The following is a 24,780-nucleotide window of genomic DNA, read 5'->3' on the forward strand; positions in this document are numbered from 1 at the left end:
CGCGCAGTGGAACGGGATCCTGCCGGCCCACCCTCACTGCCGGAGCACTCCATGCCTGAGCTGAACCTCTCCAAACTCCACTCGGACCCGCATCCGCTACCCCACGGCATCATGCAGGCCAACCCGAGACCGATCTACTACATCGACGCACGGGAACCCGGCCACTCGCAAACCGCCTTCGACAATAACGAAGACAACCCTCGGCAGCAGACCGAGGTCAAGTACATCCAGGCCGACGAAAATGTGCGAATCACCCTCGAACGCGCCTATCCATTGGGGCGGCGCTATCGCCGCAGCACCCAGAACAGCGAGCTGCTGGTCTTCAACGTGGCCCCGCGTGCGCTGCGCGCGGATGAGCAGCAAAAGCGCGTACGTATCGCCCCGCGCGAATGCCTGCTGGAAGTGACCATCAACGATGCGGTATTCATGGTCGCCGCGCATACCGCCCAAGCCATCGCCATTCGCCTCACCGATGGCAATCACCACGTCGTCATCGCCCCGGAGGTGAAGAAGACGGTGCTGATCGACATGATCGGGAGCGGCAACAGGATCGAGACCGGCGCAGGTATCGTCCACATCGATGCCCATACCGGCACGCACCAGATTGTGGTCGGTAGCGGCCCGGTACTCATCGACAAGGGCGACGCGGTTGTCAACGTCACGGGGCACCGCCTGCTTGGCCGCGAGTCCTCCAGGGTCGAGCTCTACCGCGATACCGAAAACGATGCACGACTGGCCCGGCCCGTGACGCCCGAACATCAGGCCCTGGGCAATATCGGCGTGCGAGTGACGGGTAGCGACCCGTTCAGGCAAGCGGCACAGGATGCGCTGGAGCTGCTGCGCAAACTACCCTGCGGCCAGGCGCTACTGGCGGCCCTGGATAAAAAGGCCGGGCAGTCCGGGACACCGATCAGCCTGATCGAAGCATCCAGACACCAATTCACGACCTATACACCCAGTGACCACGAAGAAGATGAAGACGAAGGCCACTTCATCATCGACGAAAACCAGAGTAGCTGGGGCTACAGTGGCGGCACCCTGGCATACAACCCAGGCTGGTCGACCGCTGCGCAACTGCCACTACTCGACCTTTACCGCTGCCTTTGCCAAGGCTGGAACTCGATGTCAGGCACCGTCTTTCCGGGCCAGACCGAGGTTAAAGGCAAAAACGGCGCTTATCCGGTGGACAACCTGCTCCTGCAAAGCATCGGCTTACCCACCGATTGCAAGTTCACATTCGGCGGCAGCACCGCCCTGAACACCAACCCACCCGCCTTCACTGAAAACGGGCTGCGCCAGGCGCTGCAACTGGAGCTGCGCACACAGCCGTGAGCCCAGGGTATCGGGGCCAGCTCAGCCTAGTCGCTGGCCGGAGTCAGGAACGATCAGAATCCCCGCCCTGAGACCATTTTTGACCTTGGGGTTGGGGAAGATGATGCGCGCGCCCTCCTCCTCGACTACCCAGCGCGTCTCGGCCAGGTCTTCGGCCAGCAGGTAACCCTTGCTCAGCTCGGAGAAATTCTCGATGTCCGCCGGCAGGTGCAGGTGGAAGCTGTCGCTGTGCTTGATGATCTCACGGGACACGCTGAACAGCTGCAGGCCATCCAGAGAGCCTTCGCCCTGTGGCTCGGTGTCTTCGATGATGTGGATCAGCCTCGCTTCCAGCTTGTCCAGGTTGACCAGCTCGTTCTGGCCGAACGGTCGAGCCTTGCCCAGTTCCAGGGTAAAGGCCTCGGCCTCCAGCTGCTCGTAGGTGAAGGCGCTGAAGGTGATGGAGGATTTGCTTTGCAGCAACACCGCCTCCATGCCCGCCGCCGCCAGGCGTGCCAGCTCGCGACGGGAATGCTTGCGCCCCTCTTTATAAGGGTACAAGGCGAACTGCTCGATCTTTGAGCCGCGGATGGCGGTATGCAGGTCGTAGTGCAGGCGGTTGCGCCCCGGCTTGCTGAAGAACACCCTGGCGAACTGTTCCAGCTCGGCGGCACGCAATGCCTCGAAGCCACTGGACAGCTCGTGGCGGCCGTTGAACAGGCGGTTGATGTCCTGCTCGATGAAGCGCTCGCCCTTGCGGATCGCTGCCGGGTTGCCGAACAGGAACAGCACCCGGGCCTTGGGTTTGATCTTGCCGTTGGCCACGCCATGCAGCAGCCGCTCGAGCAACTCGATCGGTGCCGTTTCGTTGCCGTGGATGCCGGCGGACAACAGCAAGTCCAGCCCGCAATCCTCGTTTTCGGCCGGGCGCACTTCGAGCGCGCCCTCCCCCAGCCAACGCAAACGCGCGCCCTTGGGTGTCACTTGGGTCTTCTCGGCCGGTTCGTGATCGGTGAGGGTCAGCTCAAGCAATTTGCCAAGGGCGAGCATAGGTACTTCCTTAGTGGTGGTGGCCGCAGTCGGGGCCATGGACGTGATCGTCGTCTTCGCCGACCTCCGCCGGTTCCATTTCCAGCTGCAGGCTGACCAGGTTGGTGGCCATCGGGCGCAGCAGCAAGTTGGCGTACTCGGTGTCGTCTTCCTCGACATCCACGCCGATCAGCAGCTGGCCACGACCATCCTGTTGAATCCACACTTCCTTGCCTTGCCAGACCACGGCAAAGCGGGTGCAGGAAGTTTCCAGCTGGGTGCCGTCTTCATCTTCCAGGATAAGGCGCAGGGCGTCGGTCATTGCAAAGTCTCTCTTCAAGGTTGGCGTTGGAACGGATACACCGAGCCCAACTTCAGGATCTGGGTCAATTCGTCCAGTGCCGTACGGCATTCCACCAGCAACTGCGGGTCGGCCAGGTCCGCCTCGCCAAGGCGATCGCGGTAATGCTTGTCGACCCACTGCAACAGGGTGTCGTACAGCGAGGCGGTCATGATAACGCCTTGGTTGACCGCTGCCAGTTCCGTTTCCTTCAACGCCACGCGCAAACGCAGGCAAGCTGGCCCACCGCCGTTCTGCATGCTCTGCTTGAGGTCGAATACCTTGACCTCCTTCACCGCGCCGCCCTGGCTGGTCAACTGGCCCAGGTAGGCCCAGACCCGCTCGTTGTTGCGGCACTCTTCCGGCACCACCAACAGCATGGAGCCGTCGTCGCGGCTGAGCAGCTGGCTGTTGAACAGATAGGAACGCACCGCGTCCTCTACCGTCACCGCTGCCCGCGGCACGCAGATGGCCTGGAAGTTGCCACCCTTGCTGGCCAGTTTAGCTCGCAGCTGGCCAAGTACCGCCTCGGTGTCGAGGAAAGCGTCCTCGTGATAGAACAGCACCTCGCCGTTACCCACCGCAATTACATCGTTATGGAACACGCCCTGGTCGATCACGGCCGGGTTCTGTTGAGCGTAGACCACGCCGTCATCGCTCAGGCCATGCAGCCGAGCCACAGCCTGGGAGGCTTCCAGGGTTTGCCGGGCCGGGTACTTCTGCGGCGCCGGGTAGCGGCTGTCGAAGGCGCTGCGGCCGTAGACGAAGAACTCCACGCCGGCCTCGCCATATGCACGGCAGAAGCGCGTGTGGTTGGCTGCCCCCTCGTCACCGAACTGTGCCACGGCAGGCAGTGCCTCGTGGTGGGCAAAGTGCTTGTCGTTGCTGAACATGGCACCCAGCACTCGGCTGGTGGTCGGGTGCTCGATACTGCGGTGGTACTTGCAGTTGAGGTTGGCAGCAGTGAAGTGCACGCGGCCATCGGCAGTGTCGGCACTGGGGCTGACCGTGGCGGCGTTGGCCACCCACATGCTCGAGGCCGAGCAGCTGGCCACCAGCAATGGCATGGCCTCCTTGGCGGCACGCTGGATCACTTCGGCATCGCTGCCGCTGAAGCCCAGGCGGCGCAGTGCGGCCACGTCCGGGCGCTCCTGCGGCGCCAGCACGCCCTGCTTGAAGCCCATGTCGGCCAGCGCTTTCATCTTCGCCAGGCCCTGGCGCGCGGCTTCGCGCGGGTTGGAACCCTGCTGGCTGTTGCTCTGCGAAGCCACGTTGCCGTAGGACAGGCCGCCATAGTTGTGGGTAGGCCCCACCAGGCCATCAAAATTCACTTCATAGGATTTCATCGGCTAGGCTCCGTGACCTGTTGTTATAGGGTGACGCCCGGCGTCAGGGTTGCCGGCAAGGCAAGGCTGGCGGTCTCCAGCGAAGCCACGGGGTAAGCGCAGTAGTCCGCTGCGTAATAGGCGCTGGCGCGATGGTTGCCACTGGCGCCCACGCCGCCGAACGGTGCACTGCTGGCGGCACCGGTCAGTTGCTTGTTCCAGTTGACGATGCCAGCGCGGCTGCGCAGCCAGAAGTACTGGTAACGGGCGCGGGAATCGGACAGCAAGCCGGCAGCCAGGCCGTACTGGGTGTTGTTGGCCTCATCGATGGCGGCATCGAAGTCGGCATAGCGGATCACCTGCAGCAGCGGGCCGAAGAACTCTTCGTCCGGGCGCTCGGCCACCGCGGTGACATCGACAATGCCCGGGGTCAGCAGTGCGGCATCGGCCTGTGGCTGGGTCATTTCCAGCAGCTTCACGGCGCCCTTGGCGACCAGTTCGGCCTGGGCTGCAATCAGCGCCCGCGCTGCCTGCAGCGAAATCACCGAGCCCATGAACGGCGCCGGCTGCTGGTCGAACGCACCGACCGTGATGGATTTGCTCACCTCGACCAGGCGCGTGATCAGCGCATCGCCCCAGGCGCCTTGCGGCACCAGCAGACGGCGGGCGCAGGTGCAGCGCTGGCCGGCGGAAATGAACGCCGACTGGATAATGGTGTACACCGCCGCATCGAGGTCCTTGACCTCGTCCACCACCAGCGGGTTGTTGCCGCCCATCTCCAGGGCCAAAATCTTGTCCGGGCGGCCGGCGAACTGCTGGTGCAACAGGTTGCCGGTGCGGCTGGAGCCGGTGAAGAACAGGCCATCGATACCCGGGTTGGCGGCCAGCGCCACACCGGTTTCGCGCGCGCCCTGCACCAGGTTGAGCACACCCGCCGGCAGCCCGGCGGCAATCCAGCAATTGACGGTCAGCTCGGCGACCTTGGGCGTCAGCTCACTGGGCTTGAACACCACGCAGTTGCCCGCCAGCAGCGCCGGCACGATATGGCCGTTGGGCAGGTGGCCGGGGAAGTTGTAAGGGCCGAACACCGCCACCACACCATGGGGCTTGTGCCGCAGCACGGCCGTGGCATCGGCCAGCGGGCCGCTCTTTTCGCCGGTGCGCTCGCGGTAGCTCTGCACCGAGATCGCTACCTTGTTGATCATGCTGGTGACTTCGGTCGCCGACTCCCACAGGGGCTTGCCGGTTTCCTCACCGATGCACTGGGCCATGGCTTCGGCATGCGCTTTCAGTTGCGTGGCGAACTTCTCCAGCAAATCGATACGCGCTTCCAGGCTCAATTGCGCCCAGGCCGGGAAGGCCTGACGGGCTGCCTGCACGGCGGCATCCACCTGGCTGGCGTCAGCGCCCTGCCCCTCCCAGACGACGGCTTGCGTCACCGGGTTGAGCGACTGTAGGGTTTCGCCCTGGCCAACCTGCCAATTGCCTGCGATGTAATGCGTGGTCATTTACTGGGCCTCCCGGCTTGCCGACAGCGGCACGGCGCGCACGTTGTCGCCGGCGCCCATGCGCAGGCGCTTGGCGGTCAGGGGGTCGACCACCAGGGTACCGGCAGCCAGCCGCGCAGGTGCAGCCGTGATGCGGCAGTCGTCGCGCTTGCGGTTGTGGATGATGTAAGGCGTCGCGTCATCGCCCGGCGTGCCCACCGCCAGCACCAGGGTCTGGCTCTCGCGCACGGCGCGGATCTTGGAGGTGTCGCACTCGATGGCGGGGCCGGCGTCGAAGATGTCGACGTAGCCCTGGTAGTTGAAGCCTTCCTGCTTGAGCATGGCCAGCGCCGGCTCGGTGTCCTTGTGCACGCGGCCGATCACGTTGCGCGCCGCTTCGGACAGGAAGCAGGTGTACAGCGGGAACTTCGGCATCAGTTCGGCAATGAACGACTTGTTGCCCACGCCGGTGAGGTAGTCGGCCTGGCTGAACTCCATCTTGAAGAAGTGCCGGCCCAGGCTTTCCCAGAACGGCGAGCGGCCCTGCTCGTCGGACATGCCGCGCATTTCGGCGATGATCTTCTTGCCGAACAGCTCGGGGAACTCGGCGATGAACAGCATGCGCGCCCGCGACAGCAAGCGGCCGTTGAGGCCGGAGCGGTAGTCGCTGCGCAGGAACAGCGAGCACAGCTCGGAGTTGCCGGTCAGGTCGTTGGCCAGGAACAGGGTGGGGATTTCGCGGTAGATCTTCAGCTCCTGCGAGGCGCTGACCGTCAGGCCGACCCGGTAGTTGTACCAAGGCTCGCGCAGGCCGACGGCACCGGCGATGGCACTGATGCCCACCACCATGCCTTCGTCGTTTTCCAGCACGAACAGGTAGTCGGTGTCGCCACGCTCGGCTTCGCCGCGGAAGCTCTTCTCCGCCCAGCCAACGCGATGCCCCAGGCGCTCTTCGTTGGCCGGCAGCGTGGTCAGCCCGGTGGTACCGGTGCTGCGTGCCAATTCGATCAACGCAGGCAAATCGCTGCTGCGTACAGGACGAACGATCATGCTATCTCCTTTTGCGGCGGCGGCGGCCGGCGCGAAACTCTTCTAACGCATCAATCCCGAAACGTCTGTTGCCAGACCTCAGACCGCAACCAGACGCACGCTGGCACCCTCGCCCACCCCCAGCGCCTCGGCGGCGGCCGGGCTCAGGCTGACCGGTTTGCCCGGCACCCAGTCCAGGTCCAGCAGTACCGCCCGGTAGTCCTGCAACTGGCCGTTGCACACCAGGTACGGGCGCCCGCCCTTGACCGGGGCGTCCTCGAGCTTCACCGGCACCACCCGGCTCTGGGCGATGGAGCGGATACCCGAGGTACGCGCATGCAGGGTCGGGCCGCCATCGAAGATGTCGATGTAGTGCTCGGTCTCGAAGCCTTCGCGCATGAGGATGTCGAAGGTAATCTGCGCCCGCGGGTGCACCTGGCCCATGGCTTCCTGCGCCAGGTCAGGCAGCAGCGGCACGTAGATCGGGTAGTGCGGCATCAGTTCGGCGAGGAAGGTGCGGCTCTTCAGGCCGCACAGGCGCTCGGCGTGGGCATAGTTGAGGTCGAAGAAGTTGCGGCCGATGGCATCCCAGAACGGCGATTCACCCTGCTCGTCGCTGTAGCCGACGATCTCGGTCACCACCGAGTCGGCGAAACGCTCCGGGTGAGCGGCCATGAACAGCAGGCGGCCGCGCGAATTGAGCTCGGCCCAGCCGCTGTTCACCAGTTCCGGCAGCACATAGAAGCTGGTCAGCAGGCTGTTGCCGGTCAGGTCATGGCACAGCGACAACACGTGGATCTTGTTATGGATCTTCAGCTCGCGCGAGGCGTGCACGAAGGTCTCGTTACGAAAGCTGTAGAACGGCTCGGAGTAGCCGGCCGAAGCGACGATGGCGGAACAACCGGCCAGCTTGCCGGTTTCGCTGTCCTCGAGCACGAAGAAATAGCTTTCTTCACCGTTGAAGCTGACCTCGGCGGCGAAGGAAGTCTCGGATGCGGCGATCTTGTCGCCCAGGCGAGCGGTGTCGTCCGGCAGCGAGGTGACACCAATGGGGCTGTCTGCAGCCATGCGCTGCACTTCGTTCAGATCAGCCATTTGCGCGGGGCGCATCACCAGCATGGTGTCACTCCTTTGGAATACGGGCCGCTCACGGCGGCACGGAAAAACGGCAGGTGCACTGGCACCTGCACTGGAATCGGGTATCACCGGCCCCGGTACAGGCTCGGGTTGAGCCTGTACCGGGGCCGGCGAAGGAACCGCAGGCGGATCAGCCCTTGGTCAGGGTGGCCACGGCGCGCTCGAAGCGGTCCAGGCCTTCGTCGATGTCGGCGTCTTCAACCACCAGGCTTGGTGCGAAGCGGACCACATCCGGGCCGGCCTGCAGCACCATCACGCCTTCTTTCTCGGCGGCGTTGAGCACGTCCTTGGCCTTGCCTTTCCAGGCTTCGGTCAGCACGCAGCCCAGCAGCAGGCCAACGCCACGCACTTGGCTGAACAGGTTGTACTTCTGGCCGATCTGCTCCAGGCGGACCTTGAAGCGCTCATGCTTGGCCTTGATGCCGGCCAGGGTTTCCGGGGTGTTGACCACGTCCAGCACCGCGCAGGCGACAGCGCAGCCCAGCGGGTTGCCGCCGTAGGTGGTGCCGTGGGTGCCAACGGCCAGGTGCTTGGCCAGCTCGGTGGTGGTCAGCATGGCACCGATCGGGAAACCGCCGCCCAGGCTCTTCGCGCTGGTCAGGATGTCCGGGGTAACGCCGTAGTGCTGGTAGGCATACAGCGAACCGGTACGGCCAACGCCGGTCTGCACTTCGTCGAAGATCAGCAGGGCGTTGTGTTCGTCACACAGTTTGCGCGCGCCTTCCAGGTAGGCCTTGTCGGCCGGCACCACGCCGCTCTCGCCCTGGATCGGCTCGATCACCACGGCGCAGGTCTTGTCGGAAATCTGTGCCTTCAGCGCTTCCAGGTCGTTGTACGGCACATGGCTGATGCCGGTGATCTTCGGGCCGAAGCCATCGGAGTACTTCGGCTGGCCACCGACGCTGACGGTGAACAGGGTACGGCCGTGGAAGCTGTTCACGGTGGCGATGATTTCGTGCTTTTCCGGGCCGAAGCGGTCGTGGGCAACACGACGGGCCAGCTTGAAGGCGGCCTCGTTGGACTCGGCGCCGGAGTTGCAGAAGAACGCACGGTCGGCAAAGGTGGCGTCCACCAGCTTGTGGGCCAGGCGCAGGGCCGGCTCGTTGGTGAACACGTTGGATACGTGCCAGAGGGTGTTGGCTTGCTCGGTCAGGGCCTTGACCAGTGCCGGGTGGCAGTGGCCCAGGGCGTTGACCGCGATGCCACCGGCAAAGTCGATCAATTCGCGACCCGACTGGTCCCAGACGCGGGAACCCTCGCCTCGCACAGGAATGAAGGCCGCCGGAGAATAGTTGGGGACCATGACCTGGTCGAAATCGGCACGTTGCACCGGGGCTTGCTCAACGGACATCTGAGTCTCCTGAAGAGGAACGCTGGCCTGGAAGTGGCGAGCGATGGGGGGATTGTAAGGACTGATCCGCGCCTGTCCTTGCGGCCAAGCGACAACTTGTTACAGCGCAAAACCCAGTTTTGACAAGGCTTTCGGCAATGCGACAAACACTGTCGCAATCGCGCAGTGTACGGGAGAGAGGGGGCTGGGTGAACGGGTGTACACATATAGAAGCGTGGTTGCCTGTACCGGCCGATTCGCGGGCTCGCCCGCTCCCACAAGTGCCCCGTAACCATCAAGGCCTGTGGTGATCCTGTGGGAGCTGGCTTGCCGGCGATAGGGCCAGTACAGACTACAGGGCAATCAGCCTTTTTCGGCAGGCGCCGAGCTCAGTTCGAACGGGCTGCTGCTACGCCTCTGATTGCGGTCTTCCCGCGGCGTTGCGCCAAAGAAGTTGCGGTAGGCACTGGAAAAATGCGGCCCCGAGGAGAAGCCGCAGGACAGCCCGATCTGGATGATCGACTTGCTGGTCTGCATCAGCATCTGCCGCGCCTTGTTCAGCCGCAGCTCCAGGTAGTACTGGCTCGGCACGCGGTTCAGGTACTGCTTGAAGATACGCTCCAGCTGCCGGCGCGAAACGCACACGTGCTGGGCAATTTCGTCGGTGGTCAGCGGCTCTTCGATGTTGGCCTCCATCAGCAGCACCGCCTGGGTCAGCTTGGGGTGGCTGGAGCCCAGGCGGTTCTGCAGCGGAATGCGCTGGCGCTCGCCACCCTCGCGGATGCGCTCGACCACCAGTTCCTCCGACACTGCCCCGGCCAGCTCCGCCCCGTGGTCACGGGCCAGCACCGCCAGCAGCAGGTCGGTAACGGCCATGCCGCCACAAGCGGTCAGGCGATCGCGGTCCCAGTCGAACAGGTGGCTGGTGGCGATGACCTTGGGGAAGCGCTCGGCAAAATCATCCTGCCAGCGCCAGTGCACCGCAGCCCGGTAACCGTCGAGCAGGCCCAGCATCGCCAAGGGGTAGACCCCAGCCGACAGGCCGCCGATCATGCAGCCACTGCGCGCCAGTTGCTTGAGCGCCGCCGACAACGCAGCCCCCACCGCCGGCGGCTGCTCGTCAGCCAACAGGAACAGCTTGTGGCACCCCTCAAGGCGGCCGTTCCACGGCTCGCCCGGCAGGCGCCAGCTGCCCTCTTGCGCCGGCTCCGCCTGCAGGAAGACCAGCTCGTAGACCACCTCCGGGTGCACCCGCTGCGCCACCTGCAACACTTCCTCGGCCAGCGCCAGGGTCAAGGGCCGGGTGCTGGGCCAAATGAGAAAACCGATTCGCTGGGTGGTCATAGGGTGCGGTCCGAAACCTGAGGTCGTTCGAGTCTGTGCGCCGGGTCAGGCTGCGCTCGCCGCGCAGCATGCCCTATTCTGGTGCAAAATTGCAGTTTTTACTTCAGGCTGCCGGAGAGGAACTGCTTCAGGCGCTCCGACTGCGGGTTGGCCAGCACTTCGCGCGGGCAGCCGGTTTCTTCCACCAGGCCCTTGTGCAGGAACACCAGCTGGTTGGACACCTCACGGGCAAAGCCCATTTCGTGGGTCACCACCACCATGGTGCGGCCTTCCTGGGCCAGCGCCTGCATCACCTTGAGCACATCGCCCACCAGTTCCGGGTCCAGCGCCGAGGTCGGCTCGTCGAACAGCATGACCTCCGGCTCCATGGCCAGCGCCCGGGCAATTGCCACACGCTGCTGCTCGCCGCCGGACATGTGCCCCGGGAAAGCGTCCTTGCGATGAGCGACACCCACCTTGGCCAGGTAGTGCTCGGCCTTTTCCAGGGCTTCCTTGCGGTTCACGCCCAGCACATGCACTGGCGCTTCGATGATGTTTTCCAGCGCGGTCATGTGCGACCACAGGTTGAAGTGCTGGAAAACCATCGACAGGCGCGAGCGCATGCACTGCAGCTGACGCGGGTCGGCGGCCTTGAGCGCGCCGTCCTTGCCCGGTACCAGCTTCAACTCTTCGTTGTTGAGCAGGATCTTGCCGGCGTGCGGTTGCTCCAGCAGGTTGATGCAGCGCAGGAAGGTCGACTTGCCCGAACCGCTGGAGCCGATGATGCTGATGACATCGCCTGCCTTGGCCGACAGGGACACGCCCTTGAGCACTTCATGGCTGCCGTAGCGCTTGTGCAGGTCTTGGACTTCGAGTTTGTACATGCTGTCGATTCTCACAAAGCGGTCAGTGCTTGCGCGGCGCCAGGTAGCCGAGCCAGCGGCGTTCGGCCATCTTGAACAGGCGCACCAGGATGAAGGTCAGGCACAGGTAGAACACGCCCGCCGTGATATAGGCCTCGAAAGGCAGGTAGTACTGGGCATTGACCGTGCGCGCAGCGCCAGTGATGTCGATCAGGGTGACGATCGACGCCAGGCTGGTGGTCTGCAGCATCATGATCACTTCGTTGCTGTACTGCGGCAGCGCCCGGCGCAGGGCCGACGGCAGCAGGATGCGCCGGTACATCTTCATGCGCGACATGCCCATGGCCTTGGCCGCCTCGATTTCGCCATGGGGCGTGGCCTTGAGGCTGCCGGCGATGATTTCGGCGGTGTAGGCACTGGTGTTGATGCCGAACGCCAGGCAGGCGCAGAAGGTAGCGCTGGACAGCAGCGGCCACAGGAAGCTTTCGCGCACCGCCTCGAACTGCGCCAGGCCGTAGTAGATCAGGAACAGCTGCACCAGCATCGGCGTGCCGCGGATCACGTAGGTGTACAGCCACGCCACGAGATTGACCGCTGGCTGCCTGGACACCCGCATCAGGCCCAGCGGAATGGCCGCCAGCAGCCCGAAGAACAGCGAAATCGCCAGCAGCTTGAGGGTGGTCAGCAGGCCGCCGAAGTACATCGGCAGTGCCTCCCAGACGACGTTGTAGTCGAAGATCATAGTTCAGCCACCTTGACGCCAACCGAGTAGCGGCGCTCGAGATACTTCAGGGCCAGCAGCGAGATGCTGGTCAGCACCAGGTACAGGGCCGCCACCGCCAGGAAGAAGGTGAAAGGCTCGCGGGTGGCGTCGGCCGCCTGCTTGGCCTTGAACATCATGTCCTGCAGGCCCACTACCGAAATCAGCGCGGTGGCCTTGGTCAGCACCAGCCAGTTGTTGGTGAAGCCCGGGATCGCCAGGCGAATCATTTGCGGCACCTGGATGCGGAAGAACACCTGGCGGTTGCTCATGCCATACGCCACACCCGCTTCGGCCTGGCCTTTCGGAATACCGAGGAACGCACCGCGGAAGGTTTCCGACAGGTAGGCACCAAAGATGAAGCCCAGGGTACCGATACCCGCGATCAGCGGATTCAGGTCGATGTAGTCTTCATAACCGAGCAGCGGCGCAACCCGGTTGATGATGTCCTGCCCGCCGTAGAAGATCAGCAGGATCAGGACCAGGTCCGGAATACCACGAATCACCGTGGAATACAGATCGCCCAGCCAGGCCAGCCAGCGCACCGGCGACAAGCGCAGTGCCACACCGATCAGGCCGAGCACGATGGCCAGGGCCATCGACGACAGGGCGAGCTGAAGCGTCAGCCACGCCCCGTCGAGGATGACTGCCCCGTAGCCTTTCAACATGATGAGGTCCTCGACCTAGAGAATGAAAAATGGTGCAAACCTCAGAGCCTCTGCTGTTTGCACCATTGCACAGGTGAAACCCGACGTCTTAGTTCGAGTCTGGACCGTAGATGTCGAAGTTGAAGTACTTCTTCTCGATTTCTTTGTACTTGCCGTTGGCACGGATGGCGTCGATGGCAGCGTTGATGCGGTCGACGTTGGCCTTGTCACCCTTGCGCACGGCAATACCGATGCCGTCACCGAAGTACTTGGCGTCGGTGAAGGCCGGGCCTACGAAGGCGAAGCCCTTGCCGGCGTCGGTCTTGAGGAAGCCGTCTTCCAGCAGGGTGGCGTCAGCCACGGTGCCATCGAGGCGGCCAGCTGCCACGTCCAGGTAGATTTCGTTCTGGGTGCCGTAAGGAACCACGGTGGCACCTTTGGCGCCCAGCACTTCCTTGGCGAAGCGGTCGTGGATCGAACCGCGCTGCACACCAATCTTCTTGCCCTTGAGCTCATCCAGGCTGTCGCTGACGGCGGTACCTTCCTTCATCACCAGGCGCGCCGGGGTCAGGTAGTAGCGCTTGGTGAAGTCGACCGATTTCTTGCGGTCTTCGGTGATCGACATGGACGACAGGATGGCGTCGATCTTGCGCACTTTCAGCGCCGGGATCAGGCCGTCGAACTCCTGCTCGACCCAGGTGCACTTGGCTTTCATCTCTTCGCACAGGGCGTTGCCGATGTCGTAGTCAAAACCGGCAATGCTGCCGTCTGGCTGCTTGAAGGCGAAGGGTGGGTAGGCGGCTTCGATGCCGATTTTCAGCGGTTTTTCATCGGCCTGCGACACCAGGGAAAACACGGACAGCGCCAGGGCGCCAAGCAGTGCGAGCTTCTTCATCAGGTAACTCCATCGGTACGGAGCAATACAAGGCAGGTAACGGCTGCCCTCTATGCGAATGGGTACAACGCGAGCCGCGCAGGGTTCGACCAAGGTCGCAGACCACGAGCGAGTGATTGGCATTTTAACGACAGCCCGGTAGTCGATATTTCTTCAAAGCGACAACTACTTACAGAAGCGCTTGAAACGGCAGCGGGCGATGTTGACAGCCATTGCAAAATATGCAAGAGCGCAAGAAATAGAACCTATAGTACTAGCAATTCCCGGGCCTATTATTGGCAAAGCCTTGTACTACGGCAAGTGCAGCGTGCCGTGTCGCAAAAAAGGCTGCGAAAACGCACTGAAACAGGCCGGATTTGTTTCCTGGCGCCCCGATATTGTGCGGCGCCGGTGACAGAACAGTTACCGATGAATGTCGGGTAACAGTAAAGCAAAAAACCCCGCCGGTTGCCCGGACGGGGTTTTGTTGGCGGCACACGCCCCTGTAGGAGCGGCCTTGTGTGGGAGCGGGCGTGCCCGCGAAGCAGGCGGCGCGGTGGATGGCACCGGCTGCGCCGGTGTTCGCGGGCATGCCCGCTCCCACCCAAAGCGGCGCCTACAGGGGCCGCGCCCTGCTTCGCTATCAGGCCGAAGCCAGGCTCATGGCCTTGTGGGTATCGATCAGGTGCTGCACCACGCCCGGGTCGGCCAGGGTCGAGATATCGCCCAGGGCATCGTACTCACCCGTGGCAATCTTGCGCAGGATGCGGCGCATGATCTTGCCCGACCGGGTCTTCGGCAGCCCCGGCGCCCACTGGATCACATCCGGCGAGGCGATCGGGCCGATTTCCTTGCGCACCCAGTTCTTCAGCTCCAGGCGCAGCTGCTCGCTGGCCTCGATACCGGCATTGAGGGTGACATACACATAGATGCCCTGCCCCTTGATGTCGTGCGGCACACCCACCACCGCGGCCTCGGCCACTTTCGCATGCGCCACCATGGCACTTTCGATCTCGGCAGTACCCATGCGGTGACCGGACACGTTCAGCACGTCATCCACGCGGCCGGTGATCCAGTAGTAGCCATCCTCGTCGCGGCGCGCACCGTCGCCGGTGAAGTACATGCCACGGAAGGTCTTGAAATAGGTATCGACGAAACGGTCGTGGTCGCCGTACAGCGAACGCGACTGGCCCGGCCAGGAATCGAGGATCACCAGGTTGCCTTCGGCAGCGCCCTCGATCAGGTTGCCCAGGTTGTCCACCAGCGCCGGCACCACGCCGAAGAACGGGCGGGTTGCCGAGCCCGGCTTGAGGCCGGTGGCGCCCGGCAGCGGGCTGATCAGGATGCCGCCGGTCTCGGTCTGCCACCAGGTATCGACGATCGGGCAACGCTCCTTGCCCACGGTCTTGTAGTACCAATTCCAGGCTTCGGGGTTGATCGGCTCACCCACCGAGCCCAGCAGCCGCAGGCTGGAGCCATCGGCACCTTCAACAGCAGCCTGCCCTTCGGCCATCATCGCGCGGATGGCGGTTGGCGCGGTGTACAGGATGTTGACCTTGTGCTTGTCGACGATCTTCGACACGCGGGTGATGTCGGGGTAGTTCGGCACGCCTTCGAACAGCAGGGTGGTGGCGCCGTTGGCCAGCGGGCCGTAGACGATGTAGCTGTGGCCGGTGACCCAACCCACGTCGGCGGTGCACCAGTACACCTCGCCCGGGCGATAGTCGAACACGCGTTCATGGGTCAGCGCGGCGTATACCAGGTAGCCGCCGGTGGTGTGCAGCACGCCCTTCGGCTTGCCGGTGGAGCCGGAGGTATAAAGGATGAACAGCGCTTCCTCGGCACCCATCTCTTTCGGCGCGCAGTGGCTGGAGGCGACTTTCATCAGGTCTTCGTACCAGATGTCGCGGTGCTGGTGCCAGGCAATGTCGCCACCGGTGCGCTTGCACACGATGATCTTCTGCACGCTGTTGGTTTCAGGGTTGGTCAGCGCCAGGTCGACGTTGGCCTTGAGCGGGGTACGCCGGCCACCGCGCACGCCTTCGTCGGCGGTAATCACGACCTTGGACTTGCAGTCGATGATACGGCCGGCCAGCGCCTCGGGCGAGAAGCCGCCGAACACCACCGAATGGATCGCACCGATACGGGCACAGGCCAGCATGGCGACCACGGCCTCAGGGATCATCGGCATATAGATGGTGACCACGTCACCCCGGTGCACATCCTGGCCACGCAGGGCGTTGGCGAACTTGCAGACCTGCTCGTGCAGTTCGCGGTAGGTGATGTTGCGGTGTTCGGAAGGGTCGTCGCCTTCCCAGATGATGGCCAGCTGGTCGCCGCGCTCTTCAAGGTGGCGGTCCAGGCAGTTGGAGGAAACGTTCAGAGTACCGTCGGCGAACCATTTGATATCGACGTGGTGGTCGTCGAAGGAGGTCTGCTTGACCTTGGTGAACGGCTTGATCCAGTCGATGCGCTGGGCCTGCTCGCGCCAGAAGCCGTCCGGGTTGATCACCGATTGCTGGTACATGGCCTTGTAGGTGGCCTCGTCGGTCAGGGTGGTGGCCGCAACCTCGGGACGAACGGGATACAGTGGAGCCGCACTCATCTGTGTTACCTCGGTGTAATAGTTGTTTTTGTATGGAACCGTTTGTAACTGTACCAGAGCGACAAAAGCCATTCGACGTTGGTAGTAATTTGGTACGCCCGTCCTTACAAAGCGCTCTGGCACGCACCTTACAGCCATGGCGAGGAAAAAATGGGGCCCTTTACCAGAGGATTGTTACAGATTCTGTCAAAACACTTTATCAAAAGACCCACTGTTTCGGCCTTGGCCCCAGCCATAAAATTCACCTCGCCAGCAACGGCAAGGCGATTAACAACTGGTAACAGCCCCCACGAAGGCAAACGTTAATCCCCATCCAAACCCGATAGTTAAAACTAGCAATACTCGCGGCGCCATAAGCGCCGCGTGCCCCCTCACGACCTTAGACAGGTAAATTGAAAATGAAAGCTTTACTGGTATTGGTACTTGGCAGTCTTTGCGGCGCGGCGATGGCCGGCGAAGCCAAAGATGCCGAGCAGATTCCGGTTGAACAGTACAGTTACTCGCAGCACCTGGACATTGCCCGCGTCATTTCCATGAGCGAAGTGCCCAATGTGTGCGAAGTCGTGCCAGCCCGCATGACCTACGAGGACTCCAAGGGCCAGAAGCACATTCTCGAATACCGCGTGATGGGGAACGGCTGCTCGAACGGCTGACACCTTGTGAATTGGGGGCCCTGCGGGCCCCATTCGCGGGCTTGCCCGCTCCCACAGGTACAGCGCCTGCCTTGAATTTGGCGCGGTACTTGTGGGAGCGGGCAAGCCCGCGAAGAATATTGCACCTGATTAACAGGTTATTGACCAACCGCTTATTAATCTACCGACTTGCCCAACGAATAATCCCTCAACTTGTTGGCAATAGTCGTATGCGAAACACCCAGTCTTTTACCTAAAGCCCGACTACTCGGGAATTCCCCCATCAAACTTTCCAGCACCGCTTTTTCAAAGCGCCCGACAATCTGCGAAAGATCCCCGTCCAGCGAAAACTCACCCAGCGGTTGGCGCACGCCGTAATCCGGCAAACGTATATGTTCACTTTTGACCACGCCGCCTTCGCATAACGAAACCGCCTGGAACAACACGTTTTCCAACTGCCTTACATTACCCGGCCAATGATACTGGCCAAGTTTGTCCATCGCCGCCGGCGCCAGGCGCGGCATGGCGCAGCCGATCTGTCGGCTGGCCTGGTCGAGAAAGTGCTGCACCAGCCCTTCCAGACCATCCATGCATTCGCGCAATGGCGGAATGTGCAGCGACAACACATTGAGCCGGTGATACAGGTCCTGGCGAAACTCGCCACGGGCACACAATTCGGACAAATCCACCTGGGTCGCGCAGATCACCCGCACATCCAGGTATACCTCTTCATCGCTGCCGACACGACGGAAGCAGCCATCCTGCAGAAAACGCAGCAGCTTCACCTGCAGGCGCGGGCTCATCTCCCCTACCCCGTCAAGGAACAGCGTGCCACCGGCGGTCAGCTCCAGCAGCCCCAGCTTGCCCTCGGCCCGCGCCCCTTCGAATGCCCCGGGGCCGTAACCGAACAGCTCGGTCTCGGCCATCGACTCGGGCAACCCGGCGCAGTTGAGCGCCATCAGCGGCGACTGGCCGCGCGGGCTGGCCAAGTGGCAGGCACGCGCCAGCAACTCCTTGCCGGTGCCGGTCTCGCCCTCGATCAGCAATGGTGCGTCCAGCGGCGCCATGCGCCGCGCCTCGCGCACCACCGCAGCCATCACCCGCGAGCTCTGGAAGATACTGTCGAAACCGCGCAGCTCCTGCTTGCGCACGTTGTAGATGCGCTCACCGATACGGTCGGCGCGGTGCAGGGTCAACACCGCGCCAGCCAGCGCCTCGCTGTCGTCGTGCTCGGACTGCAGCGGCGCGATATCGGCCAGGAACACATCGCCCTTGACCTTGATGCGCAGGCCATTGATGCGCGACTTGTTGGCGCGCACCAGCTCTGGCAGGTCGAAGTCCTCCACATAGCGCGCCAGTGGCATGCCCGGCACCTCGTCCACCCGCACCCCCAGCAGCTGCGCAGCGGCACGGTTGGCGGCGACGATGCTGCCGCCCATGTCGATCGACAGCACCGGGAAGTCCAGCGCCCCCAGCAGCGCATTCAGCTCCATGTGCCGGCGCTCGCTGGGCATCAGCCCCACGCGCTTGACGCCGAATACCCCGGCAATCGCCTCGAACTTCGGCCGCAGCGCCTGGAACTGCAAATTGATCAGGTTCGGGCAATGCAGGTAGATGGCGTTGCCATGGTCACCGCCCACCTCGCCGCGCAGCACGTTGATGCCGTACTCCACCAGCAGGTTGAGGATGTCGCGCAGGATGCCAATACGGTTCTGGCAATGCACTTTGATACGCATGAGGGCTCTCGAAGCGCCAATGTTTTTCAACACCGCGCGGAAAAGTCGTAAAGATAAGCTGACAAAAACAGCCGAAGCCTCAGCCAGATGCCTCGGATTTTCCGACACCTGCGCCTTTTTGTAAAATTATCGTTACGAAAACGTCGCCCAAAGCCAGCCCCGCCCACTGGCCCACCCAGTGCAAAGCGGTCAGTGAAGGGATATTCCTAAGGCATGTCCTGCACATAACAAGAAAAGCCCTCACCAGGAGAGCCACATGAAACAGACGCAATACGTGGCACGCGAGCCCGATGCGCATGGTTTTATCGATTACCCGCAGCAAGAGCATGCGGTATGGAACACCCTGATCACCCGTCAGCTGAAAGTGATCGAAGGCCGCGCGTGCCAGGAATACCTGGACGGCATCGACCAGCTCAAGCTGCCTCATGACCGTATTCCGCAACTGGGCGAGATCAACAAGGTGCTGGGCGCCACCACCGGTTGGCAGGTTGCCCGGGTCCCTGCGCTGATCCCCTTCCAGACCTTTTTCGAACTGCTGGCCAGCAAGCGCTTCCCGGTGGCCACCTTCATCCGCACCCCGGAAGAGCTGGACTACCTGCAAGAGCCCGATATCTTCCACGAGATCTTCGGCCACTGCCCGCTGCTGACCAACCCCTGGTTCGCCGAATTCACCCACACCTACGGCAAGCTCGGCCTGGCCGCGACCAAGGAACAACGCGTGTACCTGGCGCGCCTGTACTGGATGACCATCGAGTTCGGCCTGATGGAAACCGCGCAGGGCCGCAAGATCTATGGCGGCGGCATCCTCTCGTCACCAAAGGAGACCGTCTACAGTCTGTCTGGCGAGCCCGAGCACCAGGCCTTCGACCCGATCGAGGCCATGCGCACACCGTATCGCATCGACATCCTGCAGCCACTGTATTTCGTGCTGCCGAACATGAAGTGCCTGTTCGACCTGGCCCACGAAGACATCATGGGCATGGTTCACAAAGCCATGCAGCTGGGCCTGCACGCACCGAAGTTTCCACCCAAGGTCGCTGCCTGAGCGACCTTGCCGATAACAACTCGAACCGGAAAACACCACATGAATGCCTTGAACCAAGCCCATTGCGAAGCCTGCCGCGCCGACGCACCAAAGGTCACCGACGAAGAGCTGGCCGAGCTGATTCGCGAAATCCCGGACTGGAACATCGAAGTACGTGACGGCCACATGGAGCTGGAGCGCGTGTTCCTGTTCAAGAACTTCAAGCACGCCCTGGCGTTTACCAATGCCGTGGGCGAGATCGCCGAGGCCGAAGGCCACCACCCGGGCCTGCTGACCGAGTGGGGCAAGGTTACCGTGACCTGGTGGAGCCACTCGATCAAAGGCCTGCACCGCAATGACTTCATCATGTGCGCACGCACCGACAAGGTGGCGGAGACGGCTGAAGGCCGCAAGTAAGCACAGAGAAACTGGGGCCGCTTCGCGCCCCTTCGCGGGCACGCCCGCTCCCACAGGGACCGCGTAATCCTTGATTTTCGCGGTCCTTGTGGGAGCGGGCAAGCCCGCGAAGGGGCGCGAAGCGGCCCCATTTTTTATGGGAAAAATGTCCGCTGTTCGCCCGCAAAACCGACAAGCGACCGCCAAAAAAACCCAAACTGTCATCCAGACTTGTGTATCCTGCCCCAGCTTTGCGAAGCTTCAAACGCGCCTGGCGCAGACTTTTCACTCACACTTGCGAGGAACGACGAGATGCATGAAATCCCGAATCTTCCCTTCCCAAGCCTGAACCCAGAAGAGCCAACCGTTACCGTTCACGCCGAACCGGCAACTGCCGTCGAGCAGGATGGTGACGATCAATCCAGCGCTGACCAGGAATAACCGCGCATCCCCGACTGTGTGAAAACGGCTGACCTGCGGGCTACCCCCGTCATCACGTTTTCACACCGTCCAGAACCCACGTAGGCCCTCATGCCCCACTCACCGCGCCCCCTTGCGGTCACCCTGCAAGTCGTCTCCATCGTCCTCTTCACCTTCATCGGCTACCTGAACATCGGCATCCCGCTGGCCGTATTGCCCGGCTATGTGCACAACGATCTGGGCTTCAGTGCCGTGGTCGCGGGCCTGGTGATCAGCGTGCAGTACCTGGCCACCCTGCTCAGCCGGCCCACCGCCAGCCGCATCATCGACAACCACGGCAGCAAGAAGGCGGTCATGTATGGCCTGGTCGGCTGCGGGCTCAGCGGGGTGTTCATGCTGGCCTGCGCCTTCCTCACCCACCTGCCCTGGCTGAGCCTGGCCTGCCTGCTGGTCGGCCGCCTGGTACTTGGCAGTGCGGAAAGCCTGGTGGGCTCCGGTGCCATTGGCTGGGGCATTGGCCGCGTAGGTGCCGAAAACACGGCCAAGGTCATTTCCTGGAACGGCATCGCCAGCTATGGCGCGCTGGCCATCGGCGCTCCGCTGGGCGTGCTGATGGTCAAGAGCCTGGGCCTGTGGAGCATGGGCGTGAGCATCATTCTGCTGTGTGCGCTCGGGTTGCTGCTGGCCTGGCCCAAACAGGCCGCACCGATCGTCAGTGGCGTGCGCCTGCCGTTCCTGCGGGTGCTGGGCAAGGTGTTCCCGCACGGCTCGGGGCTTGCCTTGGGCTCGATCGGCTTTGGCACCATCGCCACCTTCATCACCTTGTATTACGCCAGCCGTGGCTGGGCCAATGCAGCACTGACCCTGAGCCTGTTCGGCGCCAGCTTCATCAGTGCGCGACTGCTGTTCGGCAACCTGATCAACCGGCTTGGCGGGTTCCGGGTGGCGATTGCCTGCCTGTCGGTGGAAACGCTCGGGCTGCTGATGCTGTGGCTGGCGCCCAGCGCCGAACTGGCGTTGGCGGGGGCCGCGCTGGCCGGGTTCGGCTTCTCGCTGGTGTTCCCGGCACTGGGGGTGGAGGCGGTGAACCAGGTGTCGGCGGCCAACCGCGGGGCGGCGGTGGGGGCTTATTCGCTGTTCATCGATTTGTCGCTGGGGGTGACCGGGCCGCTGGTGGGCGCGGTGGCGGCGGGGTTCGGGTTTGCTTCGATGTTTCTGTTTGCGGCAGCGGCGGCGGCTTGCGGGCTGGTGTTGAGTTTGTATCTGTATCGGCAGGCGCAGCGAAGGCGGGATCGCGCACAGGAAACCTGATTTATGTACTGCCTGCACTGGCCCATCGCCGGCAAGCCAGCTCCCACAGGGTCCGCATGAACCAAGGCTGACGCTACACCTGTGGGAGCTGGCTTGCCGGCGATGGGCTGCAAGGCAGCCCCCGGGGCCCTGAAGGTCAGCGCTGAGCGTACTGCAGCACCACTTCCAGCGGGTGGCGCATCTGCCGCTCGGTCATGCGCTTGACCTGGCTGCGGCACGAGTAACCGGTCGCCAGCGGCTCGCCTTCCTTGTCCAGCTTGGTCGCCCACGACTGCTCGAAGATGGTCCGCGAAGTGTCCTGGTTACGCGCCTCGTGCCCATAGGTACCGGACATACCGCAGCAGCCAGTCGCCTCGGTCACCAGCTTCAGGCCAAGGCGGGCGAACACCTGCTCCCACTGCCTGGTGCTGGCCGGCACGTTGGTCTTCTCGGTGCAATGCGCCATCAGGCGGAAATTGCCCGGCGCGGTCGGTGCCTGCTCCGGCAGCACATCCATCAACCACTCCTGCGGCAACAGCACCTGCGGGCAGCCATCCAGGCCCGGCACCTTCTGGTATTCCTGGCGATACACCAGGGTCATCGCCGGGTCCAGGCCCACCAGCGGCACGCCGCACTCGGCCAGGGCCTTGAGCTGGGTGGCATTGCGGATCGCCGCCTTGGCGAACGCACCGAGGAAGCCCTGAACGTGCAGTGGCTTGCCGTTGGCACTGTACGGCGCCAGGAACACCCGGTGGCCCAGGCGGTGCGCCAGGTCGATGAAGGCCGACAGCAGCGGTGTCTCGAAGTAACGGGTAAAGGCATCCTGCACCAGCACGATGCTGCGCTCGCGCTGGGCCGGGGTCAGTTCACGCAGGGCCGGCACGCTGGCCACGCCGACACGGCAGCGGGTCAGGGTGGCCTGGAAGTTGAAGCGGCTGATCAGCGGGCTGTCGACCATGCCGACCTTGTCGGCCAGCAGCTTGCTCACCCACTTCGAGCCCATCACCGCGTTGTACAGCCCGGGCGCGTGGGCCAGGTACGGGATGGTGAACTCGAGCGAACCGATCAGGTAGTCACGCAGCGGGCGCTGGTAGCGGCCGTGGTACAGCTCGAGGAAGCGCGAGCGGAAGTCCGGCACGTTGACCTTGATCGGGCACTGCCCGGCGCACGACTTGCACGCCAGGCAGCCGGCCATGGCGTCATACACCTCATGGGAGAAGTCTTCCTGGCCCTGGCTGCGCGCACGGTTGTTACGCAGGCGTGCCGGCAGGCCCTTGAGCCACGACACCTTGTTGCGCGCCGCCGCCAGCACGTCGATGTTGGCCTCGCCCTGCAGGCGCAGCCATTCGCGCATCAGCGAAGCACGGCCCTTGGGCGAATGCTGGCGTTCACGGGTGGCCTTCCACGACGGGCACATGGCGTCGTTGGGGTCGTAGTTGTAGCAGGCGCCGTTGCCGTTGCAATGCACGGCGCTAGGGAAGTCCTGCCACACGCGTTCGTCGATGGTGCGGTCGAGGTCGCCGCGCAGGGTTACGCCATCGACCTTGGTCAGGCCTTCGGCGCTGCCTGGCGGGGTGCAGATCTTGCCCGGGTTGAGCTGGTTGTGCGGGTCGAAAGCGCCCTTCAGGCGCTGCAGCGCCGGGTACAGCTCGCCGAAATACTCCGGCACGTATTCCGAACGCAGGCCCTTGCCGTGCTCGCCCCACAGCAAGCCGCCATAGCTTTTGGTCAGCGCCGCCACGGCGTCGGAAATCGGCTTGACCAGTGCGGCCTGGGCCGGGTCCTTCATGTCCAGTGCCGGGCGCACGTGCAGCACGCCGGCATCGACGTGGCCGAACATGCCGTAGGCCAGGCCGTAGCCATCGAGCAGTGCACGGAAGTCGGCGATGTAGTCGGCCAGTTGCTCCGGCGGTACCGCGGTGTCTTCCACGAACGGTTGCGGGCGTACTTCGCCCTCGACGTTGCCCAGCAGGCCCACCGAACGTTTACGCATGGTGTAGACGCGGGTCACCGCCTCGGCCCCCTCGGCCAGGGTGTGGCCCAGGCGCTCGACGCTGGTGTCGTTCTGCAGGTGCTGGATGAACGCTTGCACCTTGGCATTGACCTCGGCCGGCTCGTCGCCGCAGAACTCCACCAGGTTGATGCCCAGGGTCGGGCGCTCGGGGTCGGCCGGGAAGTATTCGGCGACGCTGTGCCAGACGATGTCCTTCATCGCCAGCATCAGTACCTTGGAGTCGACGGTCTCGATCGACAGCGGCTTGTGCGCCATCAGCGCGTTGGCGTCACGCAGAGCATCCATGAAGCTGGTGTAACGCACGTTGACCAGCACGGCGTACTTGGGGATCGGCAGCACATTGAGCTTGGCTTCGACCACATAGCCCAGCGAGCCCTCGGCACCGCACAGCACGCTGTTGAGGTTGAAGCGGCCCTGCTCGTCGCGCAGGTGCGCCAGGTCGTAGCCGGTCAGGCAACGGTTGAGCTTGGGGAAGGTGGTTTCGATGAGGTCGGCCTGGGTTTCCTGGATTTCCCGCGCCATGCGGTACACCTCGCCGACCCGGCCGGGCGCGGCACAGGCCTGTTCCAGCGCGGCATCGTCGATCGGCAGGCTGTGCAGGCGCTCGCCACCGAGCAGCACGCTGTGCAGCTCCAGTACGTGGTCGCGGGTCTTGCCATAGGTGCAGCTGCCCTGGCCACTGGCATCAGTGTTGATCATGCCGCCGACAGTGGCGCGGTTGGAGGTGGACAGCTCGGGGGCGAAGAACAGCCCGTGCGGCTTGAGCGCGGCGTTGAGCTGGTCCTTGACGGTACCGGCCTGCACCCGTACCCAGCGTTCCTCGACGTTGATTTCGAGGATCTTGTTCATGTGCCGCGACAGGTCGACGACGATACCGTCGGTCAGCGACTGCCCGTTGGTGCCGGTACCACCACCGCGCGGGGTCAGCTTGACCTGCTGGAAGCGCTCCTCGGCCATCAGCATGGCGACCCGCGCCACATCGTCGGCGTCCAGCGGGAACACCGCCGCCTGTGGCAAGCGCTGGTAGATCGAGTTGTCGGTGGCCAGCACCGTGCGGGTACCGTAGTCGGCACTGATCTGGCCACGGAAGCCGCTGTTGCGCAGGGCTTCGAGGAATTCGGGGTAGTTGGCGCTCGGGGCAACGGTCGGCAGCTGGGCGATCATCGAAGGATGGCCTCTTGATATTGGCTAATTCACGGGATTCCTGT

At 63.3% G+C, this 24,780-nt stretch carries 21 protein-coding genes; 6 read left to right on the forward strand and 15 right to left on the reverse strand.

All coding sequences use genetic code 11. The features are described from left to right. Positions 1-51: 51 nt before the first annotated feature. Positions 52-1,332, forward strand: coding sequence for a M91 family zinc metallopeptidase (locus CAG44_RS04565; protein WP_085691660.1), 1,281 nt, complete (start codon positions 52-54; stop codon positions 1,330-1,332). A gap of 21 nt (positions 1,333-1,353) precedes the next feature. Here the strand turns inward: CAG44_RS04565 and astE are convergent, their stop codons facing one another. The 13 genes from astE to acs all read right to left on the reverse strand — a co-directional run bounded on the left by astE (position 1,354) and on the right by acs (position 16,060). Continuing rightward, positions 1,354-2,361, reverse strand: a complete 1,008-nt coding sequence (gene astE, locus CAG44_RS04570) for a succinylglutamate desuccinylase (protein WP_075045959.1) — start codon at positions 2,359-2,361, stop codon at positions 1,354-1,356. A 10-nt stretch (positions 2,362-2,371) separates the two neighbouring features. Next, the gene (locus CAG44_RS04575; protein ID WP_003256592.1) at positions 2,372-2,662 is read right to left on the reverse strand and encodes a topoisomerase II; all 291 of its coding nucleotides are present in this window, start codon (positions 2,660-2,662) and stop codon (positions 2,372-2,374) included. A gap of 14 nt (positions 2,663-2,676) precedes the next feature. Next, entirely contained in the window at positions 2,677-4,026 is a 1,350-nt protein-coding gene (astB, locus tag CAG44_RS04580; protein ID WP_085589089.1) for an N-succinylarginine dihydrolase, read from the reverse strand. Between the two features lie 23 nt (positions 4,027-4,049). Continuing rightward, positions 4,050-5,513, reverse strand: coding sequence for a succinylglutamate-semialdehyde dehydrogenase (gene astD, locus CAG44_RS04585; RefSeq protein WP_085691661.1), 1,464 nt, complete (start codon positions 5,511-5,513; stop codon positions 4,050-4,052). Then, positions 5,514-6,542, reverse strand: coding sequence for an arginine N-succinyltransferase (astA, locus tag CAG44_RS04590; protein WP_085589092.1), 1,029 nt, complete (start codon positions 6,540-6,542; stop codon positions 5,514-5,516). 78 nt (positions 6,543-6,620) lie between these two features. Next, positions 6,621-7,640, reverse strand: a complete 1,020-nt coding sequence (gene aruF, locus CAG44_RS04595; RefSeq protein WP_025340125.1) for an arginine/ornithine succinyltransferase subunit alpha — start codon at positions 7,638-7,640, stop codon at positions 6,621-6,623. A gap of 148 nt (positions 7,641-7,788) precedes the next feature. Beyond that, positions 7,789-9,009: an aspartate aminotransferase family protein gene (locus tag CAG44_RS04600; protein WP_013973653.1), complete on the reverse strand. Its 1,221-nt coding sequence runs from the start codon at positions 9,007-9,009 to the stop codon at positions 7,789-7,791. A gap of 342 nt (positions 9,010-9,351) precedes the next feature. Next, a complete protein-coding gene (gene argR, locus CAG44_RS04605; protein WP_085663961.1) occupies positions 9,352-10,332 on the reverse strand; it encodes a transcriptional regulator ArgR in 981 nt (326 codons plus the stop codon). Between the two features lie 98 nt (positions 10,333-10,430). Further along, positions 10,431-11,195, reverse strand: coding sequence for an ABC transporter ATP-binding protein (locus CAG44_RS04610; protein WP_085691662.1), 765 nt, complete (start codon positions 11,193-11,195; stop codon positions 10,431-10,433). A gap of 22 nt (positions 11,196-11,217) precedes the next feature. Further along, entirely contained in the window at positions 11,218-11,916 is a 699-nt protein-coding gene (locus CAG44_RS04615; protein WP_085589096.1) for an ABC transporter permease, read from the reverse strand. Beyond that, a complete protein-coding gene (locus CAG44_RS04620; protein ID WP_003260113.1) occupies positions 11,913-12,602 on the reverse strand; it encodes an ABC transporter permease in 690 nt (229 codons plus the stop codon). The genes CAG44_RS04615 and CAG44_RS04620 overlap by 4 nt, the downstream gene beginning before the upstream one ends. 88 nt (positions 12,603-12,690) lie before the next feature. Continuing rightward, complete coding sequence (locus CAG44_RS04625) at positions 12,691-13,476, reverse strand: ABC transporter substrate-binding protein (protein WP_054903345.1); 786 nt, start codon at positions 13,474-13,476, stop codon at positions 12,691-12,693. A gap of 622 nt (positions 13,477-14,098) precedes the next feature. Further along, positions 14,099-16,060, reverse strand: a complete 1,962-nt coding sequence (gene acs, locus CAG44_RS04630) for an acetate--CoA ligase (protein WP_015271271.1) — start codon at positions 16,058-16,060, stop codon at positions 14,099-14,101. Between the two features lie 398 nt (positions 16,061-16,458). Between acs and CAG44_RS04635 the strand changes: the two genes are divergently transcribed. Next, positions 16,459-16,713: a DUF2790 domain-containing protein gene (locus tag CAG44_RS04635; RefSeq protein WP_003260110.1), complete on the forward strand. Its 255-nt coding sequence runs from the start codon at positions 16,459-16,461 to the stop codon at positions 16,711-16,713. 155 nt (positions 16,714-16,868) lie between these two features. Here CAG44_RS04635 and CAG44_RS04640 read toward each other — a convergent pair whose 3' ends face one another. After that, entirely contained in the window at positions 16,869-18,428 is a 1,560-nt protein-coding gene (locus tag CAG44_RS04640) for a sigma-54-dependent phenylalanine hydroxylase transcriptional regulator PhhR (protein ID WP_024087504.1), read from the reverse strand. A 256-nt stretch (positions 18,429-18,684) separates the two neighbouring features. Between CAG44_RS04640 and phhA the strand changes: the two genes are divergently transcribed. The 4 genes from phhA (at position 18,685) to CAG44_RS04660 (ending at position 21,579) form a co-directional block, all read left to right on the forward strand. After that, a complete protein-coding gene (phhA, locus tag CAG44_RS04650; protein WP_025340130.1) occupies positions 18,685-19,473 on the forward strand; it encodes a phenylalanine 4-monooxygenase in 789 nt (262 codons plus the stop codon). Positions 19,474-19,512: 39 nt separating this feature from the next. Continuing rightward, positions 19,513-19,869 carry a 4a-hydroxytetrahydrobiopterin dehydratase gene (locus CAG44_RS04655; protein WP_003254532.1) on the forward strand — a complete coding sequence of 119 codons (357 nt, stop codon included), beginning with the start codon at positions 19,513-19,515 and terminating at the stop codon, positions 19,867-19,869. Between the two features lie 291 nt (positions 19,870-20,160). Then, positions 20,161-20,289, forward strand: a complete 129-nt coding sequence (locus CAG44_RS29065; protein ID WP_256202935.1) for a hypothetical protein — start codon at positions 20,161-20,163, stop codon at positions 20,287-20,289. A 90-nt stretch (positions 20,290-20,379) separates the two neighbouring features. Then, positions 20,380-21,579, forward strand: coding sequence for an MFS transporter (locus CAG44_RS04660; RefSeq protein WP_085691663.1), 1,200 nt, complete (start codon positions 20,380-20,382; stop codon positions 21,577-21,579). Between the two features lie 136 nt (positions 21,580-21,715). Here the strand turns inward: CAG44_RS04660 and CAG44_RS04665 are convergent, their stop codons facing one another. Continuing rightward, positions 21,716-24,736, reverse strand: a complete 3,021-nt coding sequence (locus CAG44_RS04665) for an FAD-binding and (Fe-S)-binding domain-containing protein (protein ID WP_085691664.1) — start codon at positions 24,734-24,736, stop codon at positions 21,716-21,718. Positions 24,737-24,780 lie beyond the last annotated feature (44 nt).

This window comes from Pseudomonas sp. B13(2017) (assembly GCF_002113245.1).
GTDB lineage: Bacteria > Pseudomonadota > Gammaproteobacteria > Pseudomonadales > Pseudomonadaceae > Aquipseudomonas > Aquipseudomonas putida_Z.

What these genes read in the sequence shown, in the direction of transcription:
- CAG44_RS04565 (WP_085691660.1), top strand. Translation starts at nt 52, where the DNA reads ATGCCTGAGCTGAACCTCTCCAAACTCCACTCGGACCCGCATCCGCTA.
- astE (WP_075045959.1), bottom strand. Translation starts at nt 2,361, where the DNA reads ATGCTCGCCCTTGGCAAATTGCTTGAGCTGACCCTCACCGATCACGAA.
- CAG44_RS04575 (WP_003256592.1), bottom strand. Translation starts at nt 2,662, where the DNA reads ATGACCGACGCCCTGCGCCTTATCCTGGAAGATGAAGACGGCACCCAG.
- astB (WP_085589089.1), bottom strand. Translation starts at nt 4,026, where the DNA reads ATGAAATCCTATGAAGTGAATTTTGATGGCCTGGTGGGGCCTACCCAC.
- astD (WP_085691661.1), bottom strand. Translation starts at nt 5,513, where the DNA reads ATGACCACGCATTACATCGCAGGCAATTGGCAGGTTGGCCAGGGCGAA.
- astA (WP_085589092.1), bottom strand. Translation starts at nt 6,542, where the DNA reads ATGATCGTTCGTCCTGTACGCAGCAGCGATTTGCCTGCGTTGATCGAA.
- aruF (WP_025340125.1), bottom strand. Translation starts at nt 7,640, where the DNA reads ATGCTGGTGATGCGCCCCGCGCAAATGGCTGATCTGAACGAAGTGCAG.
- CAG44_RS04600 (WP_013973653.1), bottom strand. Translation starts at nt 9,009, where the DNA reads ATGTCCGTTGAGCAAGCCCCGGTGCAACGTGCCGATTTCGACCAGGTC.
- argR (WP_085663961.1), bottom strand. Translation starts at nt 10,332, where the DNA reads ATGACCACCCAGCGAATCGGTTTTCTCATTTGGCCCAGCACCCGGCCC.
- CAG44_RS04610 (WP_085691662.1), bottom strand. Translation starts at nt 11,195, where the DNA reads ATGTACAAACTCGAAGTCCAAGACCTGCACAAGCGCTACGGCAGCCAT.
- CAG44_RS04615 (WP_085589096.1), bottom strand. Translation starts at nt 11,916, where the DNA reads ATGATCTTCGACTACAACGTCGTCTGGGAGGCACTGCCGATGTACTTC.
- CAG44_RS04620 (WP_003260113.1), bottom strand. Translation starts at nt 12,602, where the DNA reads ATGTTGAAAGGCTACGGGGCAGTCATCCTCGACGGGGCGTGGCTGACG.
- CAG44_RS04625 (WP_054903345.1), bottom strand. Translation starts at nt 13,476, where the DNA reads ATGAAGAAGCTCGCACTGCTTGGCGCCCTGGCGCTGTCCGTGTTTTCC.
- acs (WP_015271271.1), bottom strand. Translation starts at nt 16,060, where the DNA reads ATGAGTGCGGCTCCACTGTATCCCGTTCGTCCCGAGGTTGCGGCCACC.
- CAG44_RS04635 (WP_003260110.1), top strand. Translation starts at nt 16,459, where the DNA reads ATGAAAGCTTTACTGGTATTGGTACTTGGCAGTCTTTGCGGCGCGGCG.
- CAG44_RS04640 (WP_024087504.1), bottom strand. Translation starts at nt 18,428, where the DNA reads ATGCGTATCAAAGTGCATTGCCAGAACCGTATTGGCATCCTGCGCGAC.
- phhA (WP_025340130.1), top strand. Translation starts at nt 18,685, where the DNA reads ATGAAACAGACGCAATACGTGGCACGCGAGCCCGATGCGCATGGTTTT.
- CAG44_RS04655 (WP_003254532.1), top strand. Translation starts at nt 19,513, where the DNA reads ATGAATGCCTTGAACCAAGCCCATTGCGAAGCCTGCCGCGCCGACGCA.
- CAG44_RS29065 (WP_256202935.1), top strand. Translation starts at nt 20,161, where the DNA reads ATGCATGAAATCCCGAATCTTCCCTTCCCAAGCCTGAACCCAGAAGAG.
- CAG44_RS04660 (WP_085691663.1), top strand. Translation starts at nt 20,380, where the DNA reads ATGCCCCACTCACCGCGCCCCCTTGCGGTCACCCTGCAAGTCGTCTCC.
- CAG44_RS04665 (WP_085691664.1), bottom strand. Translation starts at nt 24,736, where the DNA reads ATGATCGCCCAGCTGCCGACCGTTGCCCCGAGCGCCAACTACCCCGAA.